The organism is Methylobacterium sp. C33D, assembly GCF_053345825.1.
The window spans coordinates 56,515-75,212 of the sequence record NZ_JBKFAV010000003.1 but is presented as its reverse complement, the minus strand read 5'-3'; the positions used below and the strand labels follow the sequence as shown (position 1 = coordinate 75,212).

At 72.0% G+C, this 18,698-nt stretch carries 15 protein-coding genes and 1 other annotated feature; of the genes, 7 read left to right on the top strand and 8 right to left on the bottom strand.

Features of this window, described 5'->3' with window-relative positions; all coding sequences use genetic code 11:
• Positions 1-44 precede the first annotated feature (44 nt).
• From ACLBXO_RS02840 to ACLBXO_RS02830, 3 genes are all read left to right on the top strand, one after another.
• Entirely contained in the window at positions 45-1,799 is a 1,755-nt protein-coding gene (locus tag ACLBXO_RS02840) for a stimulus-sensing domain-containing protein (RefSeq protein ID WP_447684537.1), read from the top strand.
• A complete protein-coding gene (locus ACLBXO_RS02835; protein WP_447684448.1) occupies positions 1,799-2,239 on the top strand; it encodes an HPr kinase/phosphorylase in 441 nt (146 codons plus the stop codon). The genes ACLBXO_RS02840 and ACLBXO_RS02835 overlap by 1 nt, the downstream gene beginning before the upstream one ends.
• Before the next feature lie 174 nt (positions 2,240-2,413).
• Positions 2,414-2,815 carry a PTS sugar transporter subunit IIA gene (locus ACLBXO_RS02830; protein WP_010682249.1) on the top strand — a complete coding sequence of 134 codons (402 nt, stop codon included), beginning with the start codon at positions 2,414-2,416 and terminating at the stop codon, positions 2,813-2,815.
• 10 nt (positions 2,816-2,825) lie between these two features.
• Here ACLBXO_RS02830 and ACLBXO_RS02825 read toward each other — a convergent pair whose 3' ends face one another.
• From ACLBXO_RS02825 to ACLBXO_RS02795, 7 genes are all read right to left on the bottom strand, one after another.
• A complete protein-coding gene (locus tag ACLBXO_RS02825; RefSeq protein WP_447684447.1) occupies positions 2,826-3,713 on the bottom strand; it encodes an EamA family transporter in 888 nt (295 codons plus the stop codon).
• A 154-nt stretch (positions 3,714-3,867) separates the two neighbouring features.
• Positions 3,868-5,181, bottom strand: coding sequence for an ATP-dependent protease ATPase subunit HslU (gene hslU / locus ACLBXO_RS02820; protein WP_331317612.1), 1,314 nt, complete (start codon positions 5,179-5,181; stop codon positions 3,868-3,870).
• Positions 5,182-5,281: 100 nt separating this feature from the next.
• Positions 5,282-6,778: a SulP family inorganic anion transporter gene (locus ACLBXO_RS02815; protein ID WP_447684446.1), complete on the bottom strand. Its 1,497-nt coding sequence runs from the start codon at positions 6,776-6,778 to the stop codon at positions 5,282-5,284.
• A 60-nt stretch (positions 6,779-6,838) separates the two neighbouring features.
• Positions 6,839-6,894: a sequence feature (sul1 is cis-regulatory element that is thought to sense ions involved in sulfur or methionine metabolism; They are found in Alphaproteobacteria), on the bottom strand.
• A 136-nt stretch (positions 6,895-7,030) separates the two neighbouring features.
• Positions 7,031-8,701 carry a methyl-accepting chemotaxis protein gene (locus ACLBXO_RS02810; RefSeq protein ID WP_331318635.1) on the bottom strand — a complete coding sequence of 557 codons (1,671 nt, stop codon included), beginning with the start codon at positions 8,699-8,701 and terminating at the stop codon, positions 7,031-7,033.
• A 149-nt stretch (positions 8,702-8,850) separates the two neighbouring features.
• Positions 8,851-10,539, bottom strand: a complete 1,689-nt coding sequence (locus tag ACLBXO_RS02805; RefSeq protein ID WP_447684445.1) for a methyl-accepting chemotaxis protein — start codon at positions 10,537-10,539, stop codon at positions 8,851-8,853.
• Between the two features lie 490 nt (positions 10,540-11,029).
• Positions 11,030-11,557 (bottom strand): ATP-dependent protease subunit HslV, encoded by a 528-nt coding sequence (gene hslV, locus ACLBXO_RS02800; protein ID WP_447684536.1) that lies wholly within the window; start codon positions 11,555-11,557, stop codon positions 11,030-11,032.
• 124 nt (positions 11,558-11,681) lie between these two features.
• Positions 11,682-12,491 carry an SGNH/GDSL hydrolase family protein gene (locus ACLBXO_RS02795; RefSeq protein ID WP_331317615.1) on the bottom strand — a complete coding sequence of 270 codons (810 nt, stop codon included), beginning with the start codon at positions 12,489-12,491 and terminating at the stop codon, positions 11,682-11,684.
• Positions 12,492-12,825: 334 nt separating this feature from the next.
• On the opposite strand from ACLBXO_RS02795, the gene ACLBXO_RS02790 reads away from it, so the two are divergent.
• The 3 genes from ACLBXO_RS02790 (at position 12,826) to ACLBXO_RS02780 (ending at position 14,724) form a co-directional block, all read left to right on the top strand.
• Positions 12,826-14,052 (top strand): MSMEG_0565 family glycosyltransferase, encoded by a 1,227-nt coding sequence (locus ACLBXO_RS02790; protein WP_447684444.1) that lies wholly within the window; start codon positions 12,826-12,828, stop codon positions 14,050-14,052.
• Entirely contained in the window at positions 14,045-14,323 is a 279-nt protein-coding gene (locus tag ACLBXO_RS02785; protein ID WP_331317619.1) for an MSMEG_0570 family nitrogen starvation response protein, read from the top strand. The genes ACLBXO_RS02790 and ACLBXO_RS02785 overlap by 8 nt, the downstream gene beginning before the upstream one ends.
• A 101-nt stretch (positions 14,324-14,424) precedes the next feature.
• Positions 14,425-14,724, top strand: a complete 300-nt coding sequence (locus tag ACLBXO_RS02780; protein ID WP_331317621.1) for a hypothetical protein — start codon at positions 14,425-14,427, stop codon at positions 14,722-14,724.
• A 74-nt stretch (positions 14,725-14,798) separates the two neighbouring features.
• Here the strand turns inward: ACLBXO_RS02780 and selB are convergent, their stop codons facing one another.
• Positions 14,799-16,739, bottom strand: a complete 1,941-nt coding sequence (selB, locus tag ACLBXO_RS02775; protein ID WP_447684535.1) for a selenocysteine-specific translation elongation factor — start codon at positions 16,737-16,739, stop codon at positions 14,799-14,801.
• 365 nt (positions 16,740-17,104) lie between these two features.
• On the opposite strand from selB, the gene ACLBXO_RS02770 reads away from it, so the two are divergent.
• The gene (locus tag ACLBXO_RS02770; protein ID WP_447684443.1) at positions 17,105-18,622 is read left to right on the top strand and encodes a CYTH and CHAD domain-containing protein; all 1,518 of its coding nucleotides are present in this window, start codon (positions 17,105-17,107) and stop codon (positions 18,620-18,622) included.
• Positions 18,623-18,698 lie beyond the last annotated feature (76 nt).

Here is an 18,698-nt window from a genome sequence, read left to right as displayed (position 1 = left end):
CTCGCACGCAATCCCAGACCGAGGATGCCCCGCCCCGCGCCTCCCTGGCCCAGACCCTGTCACGACCGCTCGGCTGGCCCCGCGCCGTGTGGGAGGCGATCGGCCAACGCGCCTCGTCGAGCCTGACGCGCCGCATCGTCGTCCTCAATCTCGTCGGGCTGATCGCGCTGCTCGTCGGGTTCCTGTACCTCAATCAGTTCCGGCAGGGCCTGATCCAGGCCCGGATCCAGAGCCTCGCCATCCAGGGCGAGATCATCGCGGGGGCGATCGCCGCCTCGGCGTCGGTGGACACCGACACGATCCGCATCGACCCCGACAAGCTGCTCCAGCAGCAGGCCGGCGAGGCGGCGGAGGAGGAATCGCAGCCGCTCGCCTTCTCGCTCAACCCCGAGAAGGTGGCGCCGCTCCTGTCCCGCCTCGTGACCCCGACGGGCAACCGCGCCCGGGTCTACGACCAGGAGGGCGGCCTCCTGTTCGACACCCGCACCCTGTTCAAGCGCGGCGACGCGAGCCGGCCGGACCCGCTGGAGCCGAAGCCCCACAAGCCCGGCATGCTCGAATCCGCGTTCGAGGCGGTCCAGTCCAAGCTCGGCGGCCTGTTCCGCAGCCGGACCGAGACCGCCGAGGAGACCGGGCCGGTGAACGGCCACTCGCTGCGCGAGGTCCAGGCGGCGCTCGGCGGAAATCGCGGCAGCCTCGTGCGCCGGAACAAGCTCGGCGAGACCACCGTCTCGGTGGCGGTCCCGATCCACCGGGCCGGCTCGGTCCGCGGCGCCCTGCTGATCTCGACCCAGGGCGACGCCATCGACCGGGTCATCGCCTCGGAGCGGTTCGGCCTGCTGCAGGTGTTCCTCGTCGCCTCGGCGGTCATGGTGGTGCTGTCGTTCCTGCTGGCGGGCGCGATCGCGGGGCCGGTTCGCCGCCTCGCAGAGGCCGCCGAGAAGGTCCGCATGGGCATTAAGACGCGCGAGGAGATCCCGGACTTCACCGAGCGAACCGACGAGATCGGCCACCTGTCGGGCGCCCTGCGCGACATGACCCAGGCCCTCTATCGGCGGATCGACGCCATCGAGAGCTTCGCGGCGGATGTCAGCCACGAGCTGAAGAACCCGCTGACCTCGCTCCGGAGCGCGGTGGAGACGCTCCCGCTCGCCAAGACCGACGAGTCCCGCGGCCGGCTGATGGCGATCATCCAGCACGACGTGAAGCGCCTCGATCGCCTGATCAGCGACATCGCCGACGCCTCGCGCCTGGACGCGGAGCTGGCGCGCGCCGAGGCCCGGCGGGTCGATCTCCGGCGGCTGCTCACCACGGTCGTGTCGGTCGCCAACGAGCGCCGGCGTCCCAAGGACTGCCTGATCCAGCTCGACGTCGAGGCCACGGGCTCCGACCAGGACGCGCCGTTCACGATCATCGGCCACGACAGCCGACTCGGTCAGGTGGTCAACAACCTCCTCGACAATGCCCGCTCGTTCTCGCCGACCGACGCGAAGGTCCGGGTCGTGCTGCGCCGGGTGCGCGGCGAGGTCGAGATGATCTGCGAGGACGAGGGCCCGGGCATCCCGGAGCACGCCCTGGAGCGGATCTTCGAGCGCTTCTACACCGACCGGCCGGAGCAGGGTTTCGGTCAGAATTCCGGCCTCGGGCTGTCCATCTCGCGCCAGATCGTCCAGGCTCACCGCGGCACGATCCGCGCGGAGAACCGCCCCGGCGCCCCCGACGAGGACGGCGAGCCGACGGTGCGCGGCGCCCGCTTCGTCGTGCGTCTGCCGGCGGCGCCGCGGCAGCTCCACGCCTGATGGTCACCCTGCACGGCGCCTGCATCGCGCTGGGCGGGGCCGGGATCCTGATTCGGGGGGCCTCCGGCGCGGGCAAATCCAGCCTCGCGCTCCTGCTCGCCACCGCGCCGGACGGGGCCTTCGTGGCCGACGACCGGGTGGTCTGCGCGATCCGCGACGGGCGAATCACGGCCGGTCCCCATACCGCTCTGGCCGGACGTGTCGAGGTTCGCGGCCAGGGGATCCTCGCGGCGACCGATCTCGGCCTCGCGGTGTGGCCGGAGGCGGTGCTGCACCTCGCCGTCGACCTGGTGGAGACGGCGCCGCGCCTGCCCGAGCCGCCGGCGGACGCGGACATCCTGGGATGCGCCGTGCCGCGCCTGGTGCTGGATCGCGGTGTCCGTGCGGCCGGTCTCGCGCCGCTCCTCGTTCGTGCGGCGCTGCGAAAGGCGCGGCCGTGACTTCGCAGCCGCACAGGCGGCTCGATTCACCCAAGACTGGTATCACCCATGGCGCACACGGTGCGACCGTGGCATGATCTCGGGAATGTCCGGGCAAAAAAGTCGCGATCGCCTTGTGGGGGGCTGTGCGATGCACAACATGGCGTCACACACAGGACGTTGGAACACGTGTCGATGATTGGCATGGTGCTCGTCACCCACGGACTCCTGGCGACCGAGTTCAAGGCCGCGCTGGAGCACGTGGTCGGCCCACAGGATCAGATCGAGACGATCACGATCGGGCCGGAGGACGACATGGAACTGCGACGCCGGGACATCATGTCCGCGGTCTGTCGTGTGAATACCGGGGACGGGGTGGTGGTGCTGACCGACATGTTCGGCGGCACCCCGTCGAACCTCGCGCTCTCCTGCATGAACGGCGGTTCGGTGGAGGTCGTGGCGGGGATCAACCTGCCGATGCTGATCAAGCTGGCCAGCGTCCGCGACGAGGAGAAGCTCGGCGACGCCGTGCTCCACGCCCAGGAAGCGGGCCGCAAATACATCAACGTCGCCTCGCGGGTCCTGGCGGGTAAGTAATTCTCCGCAATCATGCCTCCAGGACAGCGGCCGGCGGGGCCGAGCGCCGGGCGCTCACGGTGATTCCCACCGATGCCGCGATCACCAGCGCGATCGCGAGCCACTGAACGGCGCTGATTCGCTCCCCCAGCAGGACGAGACCCGCGCAGGCCGCCACGGCCGGCTCCAGGCTCATCAGCACGCCGAAGCTCTTCCGATCGAGGCGGCGCAGGGCGACCATCTCCAGCGAGTAGGGCAGGGCGCTCGACATCAGCGCCACCGCGAGGCCCGCGGCTAGGAGCCCGGGCGCCAGCAGGGCGGGACCGGCCTCCGCCACGCCGAACGGTGCCACGACGAGGGCCGCGGTGAGCATGCCGAGGGACACGGCCTGCCCGCCGTCGATGCGCCCGGCGCGCTGCCCGAACAGGATGTAGAGCGCCCAGCACAGGGCCGCGCCGAGATCGAGCGCGATGCCGATCGGGTCCAGACCGTCCTGGCTGGCGATCGGCAGCAGCAGACCGAGACCGGTGACCGCCACGCCGATCCACAGGAAATCCGCGCGCCGCCGCGACGCGATCAGCGCGACCGCCAGCGGCCCGACGAACTCGATGGCCACGGCCGGCCCGAGCGGCAGCCGCGCCAGGGCGAGGTAGAACAGGAGGTTCATGAGCCCGAGGGCCGTCCCGTAGAGGGCGATCCAGCCGGCCTCGCGCGCCGGAAGGCTGCGCCGCCACGGCCGCCAGACCGCGATCAGGATCAGGGCCGAGAAGCCGACCCGCAGGGCCGAGGTACCGGCCGCACCCACAGCCGGGAACAGGCTCTTGGCGAAGGTCGCGCCGCACTGGAGCGAGACCATGCCCGACACCAGAGCGGCCACGGAGAGCACCGTATCGCCGAGGCCGAACCTGAAGCGTGACACGCGACGACATCCCTCACCACCGACGCCCGGCGCGGGCATAGCAGAGGCCGCGGCCGCGACGGCCCGCGCCCCGGCACACGGCTCCACCCCGACGCGGTACTCGCCGGGTCCGGCTCGTCCCGCCGCTGACGCACGAAGGCGTGGCCTTCGGCGCTTACAGGATGAAGCGGCTGAGATCCGCGTTCGACGCCAGGTCCTGCACCCGGTCGCGCACGTAGGCGGCGTCGATCGGCACCGTCTCGCCCGACCGGTCGGTGGCCGTGAAGGAGATCTCGTCGATCACCCGCTCCAGGACCGTCTGGAGCCGGCGTGCGCCGATATTCTCCACGGAGGAGTTCACCTCGACGGCGACCCGCGCGAGGGCGTCCACCGCGTCGTCGGTGAAGGTGAGCGTGACGCCCTCGGTCTCCATCAGCGCGACCGTCTGCTTGATCAGGCTCGCCTCGGTGGCGGTGAGGATCTGCTTGAAATCGTCCACCGTCAGCGGCTGCAGCTCCACGCGGATCGGCAGGCGGCCCTGCAACTCGGGGAGGAGGTCGGCCGGCTTCGACACGTGGAACGCGCCCGAGGCGATGAACAGCACGTGGTCCGTCTTCACCGGCCCGTGCTTGGTCGCGACGGTCGTGCCCTCGATCAGCGGCAGCAGGTCGCGCTGCACGCCCTCGCGCGACACGTCGCCGGACGAGCGACCCTCGCGGGCGCAGATCTTGTCGATCTCGTCAAGGAAGACGATGCCGTTGTTCTCGACCTCGCGGATCGCCTCGCGGACCAGCGCCTCGTCGTCGACCAGCTTGTCGGATTCCTCGGCCATCAGCGGCGCGTAGGCGTCCCGCACCAGGACCCGGCGCGGCTTGCCGCGCTGGCCGCCGAGCGCCTTGCCGAGCATGTCGCCGATATTGATCGCGCCCATGGAGGCGCCTGGAACGCCGGGGATCTCGAACATCGGCATGCCCGCGGGGGCGCCGGAGGTCAGCTCCAGCTCCACTTCCTTGTCGTCGAGCTCGCTGTTGCGGAGCTTGCGCCGGAAGCTGTCGCGGGTGGCCGGGCTCGCCGTCGGGCCGACGAGCGCGTCGAGGATCCGGTTCTCGGCGGCGGCCTCGGCCTTGGCCTTCACGCCCTCGCGCTTCACCTGCCGGGTCAGGCCGATCGCCACCTCGACGAGGTCGCGGACGATCTGCTCGACGTCGCGGCCGACGTACCCGACCTCGGTGAACTTGGTCGCCTCGACCTTCAGGAACGGCGCGTTGGCGAGCCGGGCGAGGCGGCGGGCGATCTCGGTCTTGCCGCAGCCGGTCGGCCCGATCATCAGGATGTTCTTGGGCGCGACCTCCTCGCGGAGCGGACCTGTCAGCTGCTGGCGCCGCCAGCGGTTGCGCAGCGCGATCGCCACGGCGCGCTTGGCGTCGTGTTGCCCGACGATGAACCGATCGAGTTCGGACACGATCTCGCGGGGAGAGAACGTCGTCACCGCTTTGCCATCCCTGTTCCCGGCCCGAAATCGGCCCCGCGCCGGGAATGGGGTCGCGCGCGGCCCCGCGCAAGGGGCCACGCGTCGGCCGGTCGCCGCCTCAGTGCGTCGCCGTGACCGCCGCGGCGTCGCCCTTGTCGTGCTGGCCGAACCGCTCGACCAGGGTCGCGCTGGCCTCGTTGAGGCCCACGACCGCGACGTCGCGCCCCCGGGCGCGGGCCTTGAGGACCACGCGGTCGAGGGCCGCGATGGCCGAGATGTCCCAGAAATGCGCCGCGTGGACGTCGATGACGAGGCGCTCGACCGGTTCCAGCACGTCGATCCCCTCCGAGAAGGTCCCCGCCGAGGCGAAGAAAACCTGCCCGGTGATGGTGTAGGTCCGGGTGCGGCCGTCGGCCGAGAGGGCGGACGTGACCCGGTTGAGCCGGGCGACCTTGCCGGCGAAGAACACGCCGGACAGCAGCACGCCGACCAGCACCCCGACGGCGAGGTCCTTCGTGGCGACCACGACCAGGACAGTCGCCAGCATGACCGCCGTGGAGGGCAGCGGGTTCGTGCGCAGCCGCAGCAGGGAGCGCCACGAGAAGGTGTTGATCGAGACCATGATCATGACGGCCGTCAGGGCCGCCACCGGCACGACGGCGAGAAGGTCCTGCAGCGCCACGAGGAGCACGAGCAGGAACGCCCCCGCCACCAGCGTCGACAGGCGGCCGCGGGCGCCCGACGAGACGTTGATCACCGACTGCCCGATCATCGCGCAGCCGCCCATGCCGCCGAACACCGCTGACGCCATGTTGGCCACGCCCTGGCCCACGCACTCGCGGTTCTTGTCGCTGCCGGTGTCGGTCATGTCGTCGACGATCTGCGCGGTGAGCAGGCTCTCCAGCAGGCCGACGGCCGCCAGCGTCGCCGCGTAGGGCAGCAGGATCCGCAGGGTCTCGAGGGTGAGCGGCACGTCCGGCAGGGCGAAGCTCGGCAGCGCGGAGGGCAGGGCGCCGAGATGGGCGACCGTGCGCACGTCGAGGTGGAAGATCGCGGTGATCGCCGTCAACACCGCGATGGCCACGAGCGGCGACGGGATCGCGCGGGTGATCCGCGGGAATCCGTAGATGATCGCCAGACCGAGGGCGATCAGCCCGTAGGTCGCCGGCGTGACGCCGGTGAGCTCGGGCATCTGCGCCAGGAAGATGAGGATCGCCAGCGCGTTGACGAAGCCGGTCATCACCGATTGCGAGACGAACCGCATCAGGCGGCCCAGCCGGAGGAAGCCGGCCAGGATCTGGATCAGGCCCATCAGGATCGTCGCGGCGAAGAGGTACTGGACGCCGTGCTCGCGCACGAGGTCGACCATCACCACCGCGGTCGCGGCGGTGGCGGCCGAGATCATGGCCGGCCGACCGCCCGCGAAGGCGATGGTGCAGGCGATGACGACCGAGGCGTAGAGGCCGACCTTGGGGTCGACTCCGGCGATGACCGAGAAGCCGATGGCCTCGGGGATCAGCGCCAGGGCGACGACGATCCCCGACAGGGTGTCGCCGCGCAGGTTGGAGGTCCACGACCGGAGATATCCGGCGTTGCGCGTTACGTGTGTCGACATCGATGAATCCGCACGAGCGGCGTGCCCGCGTCGCTGGCGGGTCAGAGCGCGTCTCGAATGCGTGGTCCGGCGGATCGGCGGCCGGAAGAGCCACCCGGGCTTTCACCGGGTCCTTGCGAATGCACGCGACCCTAGGGGCGCGCGCGCTGCAATGCAACAACGCCGCGGGATGCGGCCCGCAGCGCGTTCCCGTCAGTCCGGGCGCCGCCCCCCCGCAGCCCCGGACCGACAGGATCGTCGGTCCCGACCGCCTCAGGCGGCGCGGACCTGCGCGACGAAGCCCGCGACCTCGCCGCCGAGCCCGTTCGAGCGGCGGGCGATGTCGGCGGCGGCGTCGAGGACTTCCGCGGCGCTGGCGCCGGTCTCGCGGGCCGCGCCCAGGACGAGCGCCATCGTGTCGGTGACGGCGCGGGTGCCGCTGGCGGCCTCGGAAACGCTGCGGGCGATCTCCTGGGTGGCGAGCTGCTGCTCCTCGACCGCGGCCGCCACGCCGAGGGCGATGCCGTGAACCTGCTCGATCGTGCCGCCGATCTCCTCGATCGCCGCGACGGCGTCGTGGGTCGCGGTCCGCATGGCGGCGATCTGCCCGGCGATCTCCTCGGTGGCCTTGGCGGTCTGCGTCGCCAGATCCTTCACTTCGGTGGCGACGACCGCGAAGCCGCGCCCGGCGTCGCCCGCCCGCGCCGCCTCGATGGTGGCGTTCAGCGCCAGCAAGTTGGTCTGGCCGGCGATGGTGGAGATGAGGGAGACGACCTGCCCGATCCCGTCGGCGCTGCGGGCCAGGGCCTGGACGCTCGCCCGGGTCCGCCGCGTCGCCTCGACGGCGCTCTCGGCCGCCGTCGAGGTCTGGGTCACCTGGACGCCGATCTCGCTGGCGGTGGCGGCGAGTTCCTCGGTGGCGGCGGCCACGGCCTCGACGTTGTGCGCCGTGGTCTCGGCGGCGCGGGTCACCGACTGCGACTGCGTGCCGGCGTGCTCGGCGTTGCCGGCCATGGTCGCGGCGGCGCGTTCCAGCCCGGCCGCGGCCCCGGCGAGGTGCTCGACCAATCCCCCGATGCTGCCCTGGAAGCGCTCGGCGAGCCCGGCCATCTCGGTGCGCTTGCGCGTCGCGGTGTCGGCCTGCATCCGCTCGTGCTCGTGCCGCAGGGTCTCCGCCTCCCGCATCGTGTGGCTGAAGACCTGCATGCTCGTCCAGATCGCGCCGATCTCGTCCCGTGCCGGCTTGACGGTGGGCAGGGTCAGATCGCCGCGCGACAGGCGCTGGATCGCGTCCGAGACCGCCCGCAGCGGCCGGGCGATCTGCCGCTGGCCGACGAGCAGGCCGAGGGCGCAGCAGGCCACCGTGCCGATGAGAGCGAGGCCGAGCAGGACGAGCGTTCGCGTCTCGAACAGCGCCTGCGTGTCGGCCTTGATCGCCGCCATCTCGGCCCGGCCCTGCTTCACCAGGGCGTCGATGCTCGCCTGGAAGACCTTGCGGTTCGCCCGGTTGGCGTCGTTGAACCCCAGCTCGGCGGCCGCTCTGGGGCCGGTCGTGTCGCCCGCGTCCGCGAGGGCGCTGCGGAGGGTCCGGAACGCGTCGGCGTTGCGCACCATGGCGTCGAAGAGGGGCCGCTCGGCCTCGGTCACCCGCGGCGCCCAGTCGGCCCGCAGGGCGTCCATCTCGGCGAGGCCCTTGCGGATGCCGGCGGTGTACTTGGCGGCCTCCGTCCGGTCGGCGGAGGCGTAGACGCCGCGCGAATCCATGGTGACTTCGGCGGCGAGGCGGTTGAAGTTCGCGGCGTCGAGCGCCCGGATCGAGGCGCTCTCGACGCTCGACAGCGAGCGCTCGAAGCTTTTCAGCGTCGCCACGCTCACCCCCGCCACGACCAGCGTCGTCAGGCTGCAGGCGCCGACGAAGCTCAGGAGTTTTCCGCCGATATTCATTGTCATCCAACCGTCGAGACTCGGTTGGCGTCAAAATGCCGGTTATTCGTCAAGACGTCGTAAACTGAGACGATCCGGCATTATTTGTCGTGGCCCCGTACGGGAGAGCGGGTGACGCGGGGGCGCGGCGCGTGCCGCGCCGGACCCGGTCAGGCCGCCCGGACGGTATCGAGGAAGCGACTGACTTCCGCGGTCAGGTGCTCCGATTGCCGGGACAGCTCCGAGGCCGCGTCGAGGACTTGGCCGGCGGCGACGCCGGTCTCCTCGGCGGCGCCGGCGACGCCGGCGATGTTGCTCGTCACCTCGCCGGCGCCGACAGCGGCCTGCGAGACGTTGCGCACGATCTCCTGCGTGGCCGCGCCCTGCTCCTCGACGGCCACCGCGATCGAGGTGGCGACGCCGCTGATCTCGCGGATCCGGTCGGTGATGCCGGCGATGGAGGTGACCGCCTGCCCGGTCGAGGCCTGGATCTGCGCGATCTGGCCGGAGATCTCGTGCGTCGCCTTGGCGGTCTGCTCGGCCAGCGCCTTCACCTCGGAGGCGACCACCGCGAAGCCCTTGCCGGCGGCCCCGGCCCGCGCCGCCTCGATGGTGGCGTTGAGGGCCAGCAGGTTCGTCTGGCCGGCGATGTTCGAGATCAGCCCGACCACGTCGCCGATCCGCGACACGGAATTGCTCAACTCCTGGACGAGGGCGCCGGTCTGATCGGCGTCGGAGACGGCCCGCTGCGCCAGATGCGCCGAGCCGTCCACCTGCCGGCCGATCTCCTGAACCGACGAGCCGAGTTCCTCGGCCGCCGCCGCGACCGTGTTGACGTTGGAGGCGGCCTCCTCGGCGGCCGCCGCGACCGTGTTCGACTGGCTCGAGGTCTGGGACGCCGTCGCCGACATGGTCCGGGCGGTCGCCTGCAACTCGGTGGCGGAGGACGACACCATCCCGACGATCCCGCCGACCGCGCGGTCGAAGCTGTCGGCGAGCTCGATCATGGTCCGCCGCCGCTCCGCCGCGGCGGCCGCGTCGGCGACGCGCTTCATCTCAGCCTCCTCGGCCGCCTTCTTGGCGACCATCGCCTTGATGCCGTCCACGGCGCGCCCGACCGCGCCGATCTCGTCACCGCGCACGGCTTCCTCGATCTCGGCCTCGATCTCGCCCCGGGCCATGCGCTGCAGCACCGCCACGAGGCGGCCGAGCGGTCGGGTCAGCATGGCGAAGACGAGGACGGCCAGCAGGCCGGCGATCACGACGCTGGCGATGCTGCCGAGGAGGCTCGCCAGGTAGGCGGACCCGAAGGAGCGCGCCTGCTCGTCGCTCCGCGCCGTGAGAAGGTCCCGCTCGGCCCTCTCGGCGTCGCCGATCTTGGCGCGCAGGGCGTCCATGGACGCCTTTCCGGCGCCGCTCGCCTCGATCTGCCGGGCCTTGTCGAGGTTTCCCGCCTCGACGAGGGCGATCTCCCTGGCGGCGATGTCGTTGGACCAAGTCTCCGCCGACTTCCGCACGGCCTCCAGGCGCGCCTGCTGCCCCGCGTTGTCGGCGGTGAGCGACCGGGCACTCTCCAACGATGCCTTGAAGGCCGTCTGTCCCTTCTGGAGCGGCTCGAGGAATTTCGGATCGCCGGCGATCAGGTAGCCGCGCAGCCCGGTTTCCTGGTTGACCATCGCCTGGGTCACGCCGTCGAGGGCCGAGATCACTTGGTAGGAATGCTCCGTCAAGCGATTGACGCGCTCGATCGAGGAAAGATGACTGTATCCGATGGCGCTGATACCGACCGTGACCGCCGCCAAGCTGCCGAACGCGGCGGTCAGCTTCGTGACGATCCGGACATCATTGATCGAGCGCATTGTCAGTCCCCAGGGCCCCATTCGGGAATTCGAAATCGGTTCCCTGCCGCTTGTGATAAATTATACGGAGTGAAGACTATCTTACTCGGCGCATCGGCCGCCCGCTGAAACCGGCTGAAAAAAGGTTTAAAATCTACCATCAGCAATCAAGCTCCCGTGAGCCGACCGCGTTCTGCTGTTGGCGGGGTCTGTTGCAGGCGACAATAACTGCCGCGCGGGTAGATCGGGCGGTTTTAGCTCACCGGTGCCGGCTTACGACAACTCTCCAGGACGCGAAGACGCGGATCGATCCGTATTCGCGCGGACATGTCGGCTTCAGCGGTCAGCCGAATTGACCCCGCGTCCGATACGAACGTGTGAGCAGCAGCCGCGGAATACGGGCACCGCCGGGGCCGCGACGTCGACGACGGCCGCCGCGTTCTCGATCGTGCGCCGATGATCGCGCACGCGGCGGCGGGGCCGGCGAGCACCCGCCCGGCCGCGCCGGATCTCAGGTATCCAGCGCCTCGATGACGAGGTTGCCGTTGGTGTAGACGCAGATCCCCGCGGCGATCGCCATGGCGCGCCGGACAATCGCCTCAGCGTCGAGGTCGCTCTCCTCCAGCGCCCGGGCGGCCGACAGGGCGTAGTTGCCGCCCGACCCGATCGCCATGACGCCGCTCTCGGGCTCCAGCACGTCGCCGGAGCCCGACAGGAGCAGGCTGACCTCGCGGTCCGCGACGAGCATCATCGCCTCGAGACGGCGCAGGTAGCGGTCCGTCCGCCAGTCCTTGGTCAGTTCCACGCAGGCCCGGGTCAGCTGGCCGGGATACTGCTCCAGCTTGGCTTCGAGGCGCTCGAACAGCGTGAAGGCGTCGGCGGTGGCGCCGGCGAAGCCGCCGATCACCGCGCCCTTGGCGAGGCGCCTGACCTTGCGGGCATTTCCCTTGACGATGGTCTGGCCGAGGCTGACCTGACCGTCGCCGCCGATCACGACGCGGCCGCCTTTGCGGACCATCAGGATCGTGGTCGCGTGCATCTGGGGGACGGCGCCCCTGTCGTCGTACCTGAATGCGTCCTGGCTCAAGATTCGGCTCCGCTCTCGATCGCGCCGAGATGGGGAGCTTCGCCGGCCGAGTCCAGCCGGTGCCGCGTCCGGTCGCCTACTCGGCGACCGCCTCGGGGCTGCGGACCGGGCCGGCATCCTGGAGGATCGACTGCGCCGCGGCCTCGGCCAGCAGCGCGTAGCCGCGGTCGGCCATGTGCAGGCCGTCGGAGGCGAAGAGCTGCTTGGTCGTCAGCTTACCCTCGCGCACCCAGCCGTGCATCAGGTCGGCGCGCCGGATCACCGGCACGTCGAGCTCCTCGCCGACGCTGCGCACCGCGTCGCGGAAGCGGGAGGCGCCCGGCGTGGATTCGAGCTTGGGGCACCATTGCGGCTCCATCAGTACCACGTCGATGCCGGCCTCCCGGATCCGGCGGATCGCCGACACGGTGGCCTCGCGGAAATGGTCGAGCGGCACTCCGCGGAGCGGGTCATTGCTGCCGGTCTGCCAGATGACGAGCTGGGGCTCGGCCGCGATCACGTCGCGGTCGAGCCGCGCCAGCATGTCGTCGACATGCTCGCCGCCGATGCCGCGGTTGATGACCGCCACGTCCATCCCGTGCAGCTTCTTGCGCAGGTCGATCTGCAGGCGGGCCGGGTATGCATTGGCCGGGCTCGACGCGCCCACACCCTCCGTCGAGGACGATCCGAACGCGACGATCTTGAGCGGCGCGCCGATCGCGATCTGGCGAGCGACGTGCGGCAGGTCCGGGCTGTCGCCCAGATCGATTCCCAGCATGTCCAGCGATTCGGGCAGGAGGTCCGTGTAGGCGAGGACCGCCGTCGGCAGGACCAAGAGGGCCCCCAGTAAGCCCAGGCGGCGCAGCATCCGGCGGGCGGGGAAGACAGTGTTCAGCGTCTTGGACACGGGACCGACGGCTCCGGCTCTCGTGAGCGGTAGATACAATCTGACACAGGGCCCTGGAAAGAGCGGTTCCGGGCAGCGTTTGAAAACGAACTGAATTCGTAACGCAAAATTAGGCGTTCGTGGGGACGAGCGCCCTTGTGTGGGGATTCCCGGCAACATCGCCGCGGCCGGTAGGTGTCGGCGGTCGCGGAGCCCGTATTTCGCGCCCTTCCCGTTCAGTTCGGCATGAACCATGCGAACGCTCCCCCGACGCGTCTCCCAGAGGGCGGCGGAGCGCGCGGTCGGGCGCGCGGGGGCGTCGTCCGACCGGCCGCGGGGCTCCGTGAGCCGTCCCATGGTCGACCGCTTGCGCATCGCGATCCTCACGCACTCGACCGACCCGCGCGGCGGCGTGGTCCACGCTCTGGAACTCGGGGAAGCCCTGGGCAGGCTCGGGCACGAGGCGGTCGTCCACGCGCCCGATCCGACCGGCGGCGGCTTCTTCCGCGCGGCGCAGTGCCCGGTGATCTCGGTCGCGGCAAAGCCGGTCGTCGGTCCGGCCGCCGCGCTGGTCGGCACCCGGATCGCCGACTACCTCGCGCATTTCTCGACCCCGGCCGCCTGCGACTTCGACGTTTTCCACGCCCAGTGCCGGATCAGCGGCAACGCGCTCGCGACCCTGACCCGCCGCCGCCTCATCCCGGGCTTCGCGCGCACGGTCCACCGCATCGACACGTTCACGGACCCGCGGCTCGCGCAGTGGGAGGAGCGGGCCATCCTCGATGCCGGTCGCCTGCTCTGCGTCAGCCGGACCTGGGCGGCGACGCTGGCCGCCGAGTACGGCGCCCGGGCCGACGTAGTCGGAACCGGCGTCGACGCGGCGGTCTTCACGCCCGATCCCGGGCCGGAGGACGACGCGCTCCGGCGCCGTCTCGGCCTCGGCGGCGGACCGGTCTTCCTGAGCGTCGGCGGGTTCGAGGCGCGCAAGAACACGCTGGCGATCATCGAGGCCTTCGCGGCCCTGCGCCGGCGCTGCCCCGAGGCGCAGCTGGTCGTGGCCGGCGGCTCGGCGCCGCTCGAGCAAGCCGGGTACGAGGCCCGGTGCTGCGCCGCCCTCGAGCGCGAGGGGCTCGAGGTCGGGCCCGGCCGGCCGGTGATCCGCACCGGAGCGGTGGCGCAGACCGACATGCCGGGACTCTACAGGCTCGCCGCGACCCTGGTCTCTCCCTCGCTGGCGGAGGGCTACGGACTCTGTGTGCTGGAAGCGATGGCCTGCGGCACGCCGGTGATCGTGTCGGGCCGCCCGCCCTTCACCGAGTACATCGCCCCCGGCGAGGCCCTGTCGGTGAACCCGGAGGACACCGGCGCCATCGCGGCGGCCATGGAGGCGAGCCTGGACCCGAGCCGGCGGGCGCGGCTGCGCAACGCCGGCCGGGAGGTCGCCCGCGCTCACGTGTGGGACGCCTGCGCGGCGCGCCACCTGCCGACCTACGCGGAACTCGCGCCCGGTGACGCGCCGTTGATGGCGGCGGCTACGGGTGCAGCGGCCTGGAATACCCTGCGGGTCCCTCGCGATGCCTGAGATGCGCTTCCATATCCGCTGGCCGGACGGGACCCGCGAGGCGTGCTACTCGCCGTCGCTGGTGATCAAGGACCACCTCGCGGTCGGGCAGGATTACCCCCTCGACGAGTTCGTCGCCCTGAGCCGGCTGGCCCTGGGCATCGCGAGCGAGCGCGTCCGCGCCCTCTATGGATTCCCGTGCGGCCGCGCGCAGGCGCAACTCGCCCGGATCGAGGAGGGCGCCCGCCGGCAGGAACCCGGGACGGTCCACGTCGAGGCCTTCGAGGACTAGCCCGGGACCGCCGCATCGCTGTGCGGCGAGGCGACGCAGGGCGGGCGACCGCCGCGCCGGGTTGTTCGCAGGACCGACGGCGCGGGCGGAGGCGCGAGGCGATGATGACACGGATAGCGGCGGCCCTGGTGCTGGCCGCGTCGCCCGCGGCGGCGCAGACGCGCCCGTCCAGCACGACGATGACCTGCCAGCAGGCGATCCGCCTCATCCAGGCCCGCGGTGCTCTCGTCCTCGGGACGGGCGGCATGACCTACGATCGGTTCGTCCGCGACCGCTCGTTCTGCGAGCCCACCGAGATCGCGCGGCGCGCCTTCAGGCCGACCCGCGACAACCCGAACTGCCTGATCGGGTACACGTGCTACGAGCCCGGTCGCGGCGACTGGTTCGGCGTCGACGACTAGCACCGTTCCCGATCGCGCTGGCGACCCGCGCGCGTGGGCCGCGGGCGGGACGTCGGTCGGGCGCGGTCGCCGCGTCAGCCCGCCTCCGGGCCCCCGTGCCCGGGTTCGAGGGCGACGATCACCCGGCGGTCTCCGGCCCGGCGGGTGAAACCGGTCGCGTCGAGGTGTTCGAGCAGCGGGATCGAGAACTTGCGCGAGATGCCGAGGGTCGCGCCGGCCTCCCGGGCCAGGAACCCGGTCTCGGCCGTCCGCGCCGTCGGGAAGGCGTCGATCAGCCGAGTCTTGGCGCTGGCCACCGCCTCCCGGTGGAACAGCACGGCGCGGCGCTGCACCCGGTCGACCGCGCGGATCACCGTGCCGGCCCCCACCAGGTATGTCAGCGCCTCGCGGCGGCGCACGTCCCGGCCGATGGCCTCGGCCTCGTCGGGTGGGTTCAGGCCGGCGCGGCGGAAGACCTGCTCCAGCCGGCGGGCGGCCTCGCTCTCGTTGCGGGCAGGGTCGAACTCGGCCCGCCGCCACAGGGCGCCGGCCTGGGCGACCGCTCCGGCGGAAGCGAGGTCGCGCAGCACCGCGCCGGTCACCGCCTCGGGCAGTGCCAGGGCGCGGGACAGGCGCTCGAGCGCGATGCCGTGCTCCATCGGGTAGTCGCGGTGATGGTGGGCCAGGGCCGCCAGCGTGCCGGTGCGCAGCGCCTCGAAAGCCGCGGCCCCGACGGACCGGTCGCCGATCGCGCGGGCGCCGGCTTCGGAGAGCACTTGCCGGGCCCGGTCCGGCGCGACGCCAGCGATCCGAGCGAGGTCGATCAGCGGCGCCCCGGCCGCGCCGAGCTGCCCGAGGCGGACCGTGATCGCCTCGGCGGGACCGCCCGCCGCGAGGGCGGCGAGGTCGGCCATGACCCGGGGATCGCGGCGTCGGCGGCGCCGGCTCACCGGATCGAGGACCCGGCCGCCCGCCACCGTGACGGAGGGCGAGTCGAGCCGCAGCACGAAAGGCTCCCGCGCCGGCACTGTTACCGGCTCGGCCAAGTGGAGCTGTGCCTGGGTGCTTGCGCCCGGCTCCAGGGCGTCGCGGTCGAGCAGCCGCAGCCGCGCCTCGACCTCGGTGGTACCGAACAGCAGACGGCAGGCCGTGCCGCCCGCGAGGGAATCCGGCAGGTTCGCGGCCGCGGTGATCGCCACGTCGAGCCACGGGCTCGGCGCGAGCAGGCCCGGCAGCGAGAGCGCCTGCCCGCGGGCGATCTCGTCGAGGTCGATCCCGCGCAGGGCGACCGCCGTGCGGCGCCCCGGCTCGGCGCGCTCCACCGCGCGTCCGTGGATCTGCAGGCCGCGCACCGTCGCGGTGCGGCCGCCGGGGGCGATCTCGACGGTGTCGCCGATTGCGAGCGGCCCGCGCCGCAGCGTCCCGGTCACGACCGTGCCGAAGCCCGGCCGCGAGAAGACCCGGTCCACCGGCAGGTAGGGGAAGCCGTCATCGCGGCCCGGCTCCGTCTCCGCGAGCAGCGCCGACAGGGCGGCGGCGAGCTCCGGCAGGCCATCGCCCGTGACGGTCGAGGTGGCGATGACCGGACCGGCCTCGATCCCGGCCCGAACGGCCGCGGCGGCGATCTCGGCGGCGCGGGCCGCCACGGTCTCGGGCGAGGCGAGGTCCGCCTTCGTCAGGGCGAGCACGCCGCGGCGCACGCCGATGAGGGAGGCGATCTCGAGATGCTCCACCGTCTGCGGTTTGATTCCCTCGTGGGCGTCCACCGCGAGGAGGACGGCGCGCATGCCGGTCGCGCCGGAGATCATGGCGCGAACGAACCGCTCGTGGCCCGGCAGGTCCACGAGGTCGATCTCGCCCTCAGCGGATGTCAGCAGCGCGAAGCCCGGCACGATCGACACGCCGCGGGCGCGCTCCTCCTTGAGACGGTCCGTCTCGACGCCGGTGAGCGCGCGGACGAGCGCCGTCTTGCCGTGATCGACGTGCCCGATCACGCCGACGAGGAGTGTCTTCAAAGCAGCCACCGACCGGATCATCTCCACGGTGCCGCCGTCCACAAGGGGCGCACCGCTCGCTCGCAGGGGAAGATCCGCCGCGCCGGCACGTCGTGGCACCGTGAGCCGCCGGGCGGTCGGGGCCGGGGCTGCGTGGCAGATGAGTTGTGGACAATTTGTCTTGCCACGCCGTGCCGTTTTGGGAAAGCGCGATTTTAACGCAGCGCAGCATCGTTCCGTCGCGCGGGAGTGGCGGCGTCCCTGCTTGACGACGGATGCGTCGCCGCCTTTGCTGCGCCGGGTGCGTCCGACGGTCACGCCCCGATGCCGGTGCGGCGCGATGCGACGCGATGCAACCGGAGCCCATCCCTGCCTCGTTAGCCGAGGCAGGTGACGAAGAGGAGCGTATGAGCGACACCGATAGCCACGCCGCGGCGGAACCCCGCGAGGTCGAGCTGAAGCTCGATTGCGCCGGCCCGGACCTGACGGCGCTCGTGTCCCACCCCCGGTTGAAGGACGCGTCGGCGACCGAGCCCGAACTCATGGTCACGAGCTACTACGACACGCCCGAGCGCGCCCTTCGCGAGGCCGGCCTCACCCTGCGTGTCCGCGCCAAGGGCGGCCGCCACATCCAGACCGTGAAGGCCGGGAGTGGCGGCGTCGGGCTGTTCGACCGGGCCGAGTGGGAGTCGGAGATCGCCGGCGAGGCGCCAGAGCCCGCGGCCTGGGCCGACACGGCCGCCGAGCCGGTCCTGGGCGGGGCCGACGCGCCGCTCGAGCGGCTGTTCGCCACGGTGGTGATGCGCCGGGAGATACCGGTGACGCAGGGCGAGTCCCGCGTGCTCGTCACCCTCGACGAGGGCCGGGTCGAGACCGCGTCCGGCGATGCCCCCCTCTGCGAGCTCGAGCTGGAACTCCAGTCCGGCGATCCGGCCGACCTGTTCGCGCTGGCGCGGGAGCTGGCCGAGACCGTTCCGCTGCGCCTCGGCGTGAAGGCCAAGAGTGCCGTCGGCTACGGCCTCCTCGACGGGAAGGGGCCGGGCATCGTGAAGGCCGAGCCGTTGGAGCTGCCCGAGGGCGCCAGCGCCGGCGAGGTCTTCCGCCGGGTGGCGCGCGCCTGCCTGCGCCACATGCGCCTCAACGAGACCGCCTTCCTGGAAGGCGGCCGCCCCCCCGAGGCGCTCCACCAGATCCGCGTCGCCCTGCGCCGCCTGCGCTCGGCGCTGTCCCTCTTCGGGCCCATGCTGGCGAGCGATCCCCGGGCCGCGGCCTTCAACGACGCGATCAAGCACGTCACCGAGCCGTTCGGCCACGCCCGCAACCTCGACGTGTTTCTCAGCGACACGCTGCCGGACCTCGCCGAGCGGCGCCCCGACGAGCCCGGTCTCGACGCCCTGCGCGCGCGCGCCGAGGCGGAGCGCGCCGCCGCGTACGAGGCCGTGTCGGCGACACTGGAGAGCCCGCAATGGCGCGCGCTCATCATCGATTTCGCCGGCTGGGTCGAGGCGGGCTCCTGGGCCGCCGGGCCCGACGCGGCCGTCGACGGACGGCACTTCGCCGCGCAGGTGCTCGACACCGCGCGCGCGCGCCTCAGAAAACGCGGGCGCGGCCTGCGGCACCTCGATCCGCACACGCGGCATCGCGCACGGATCGCCGCCAAGAAACTCCGCTACGGCGCGGAGTTCTTCGCCGGTCTCTACCGGAAGAAGAAGGCGGTCCGCCGGCAGGAGAAGTTCGGGGCCGCACTCTCGGATCTGCAGGATCATCTCGGCGCGCTCAACGACCTGGAGACGGCCCGGACGATGACCGAGAGCCTGTCGGGGCCGCCGATGCCGGGGCCGGACGACCCGGGGGCACAGAAATTGCTCGACGCGGCCGCGGATGCGCGGTCCGAGCTCCTCGACGTCAAGCCCTTCTGGCGCTGAGGCTTTCTGCGCCGCCGCCAGGGCCGGAACCCGGCCGGCGCGGCGGCGTTCGCCGAACACCGATCGGCCCGTCCGG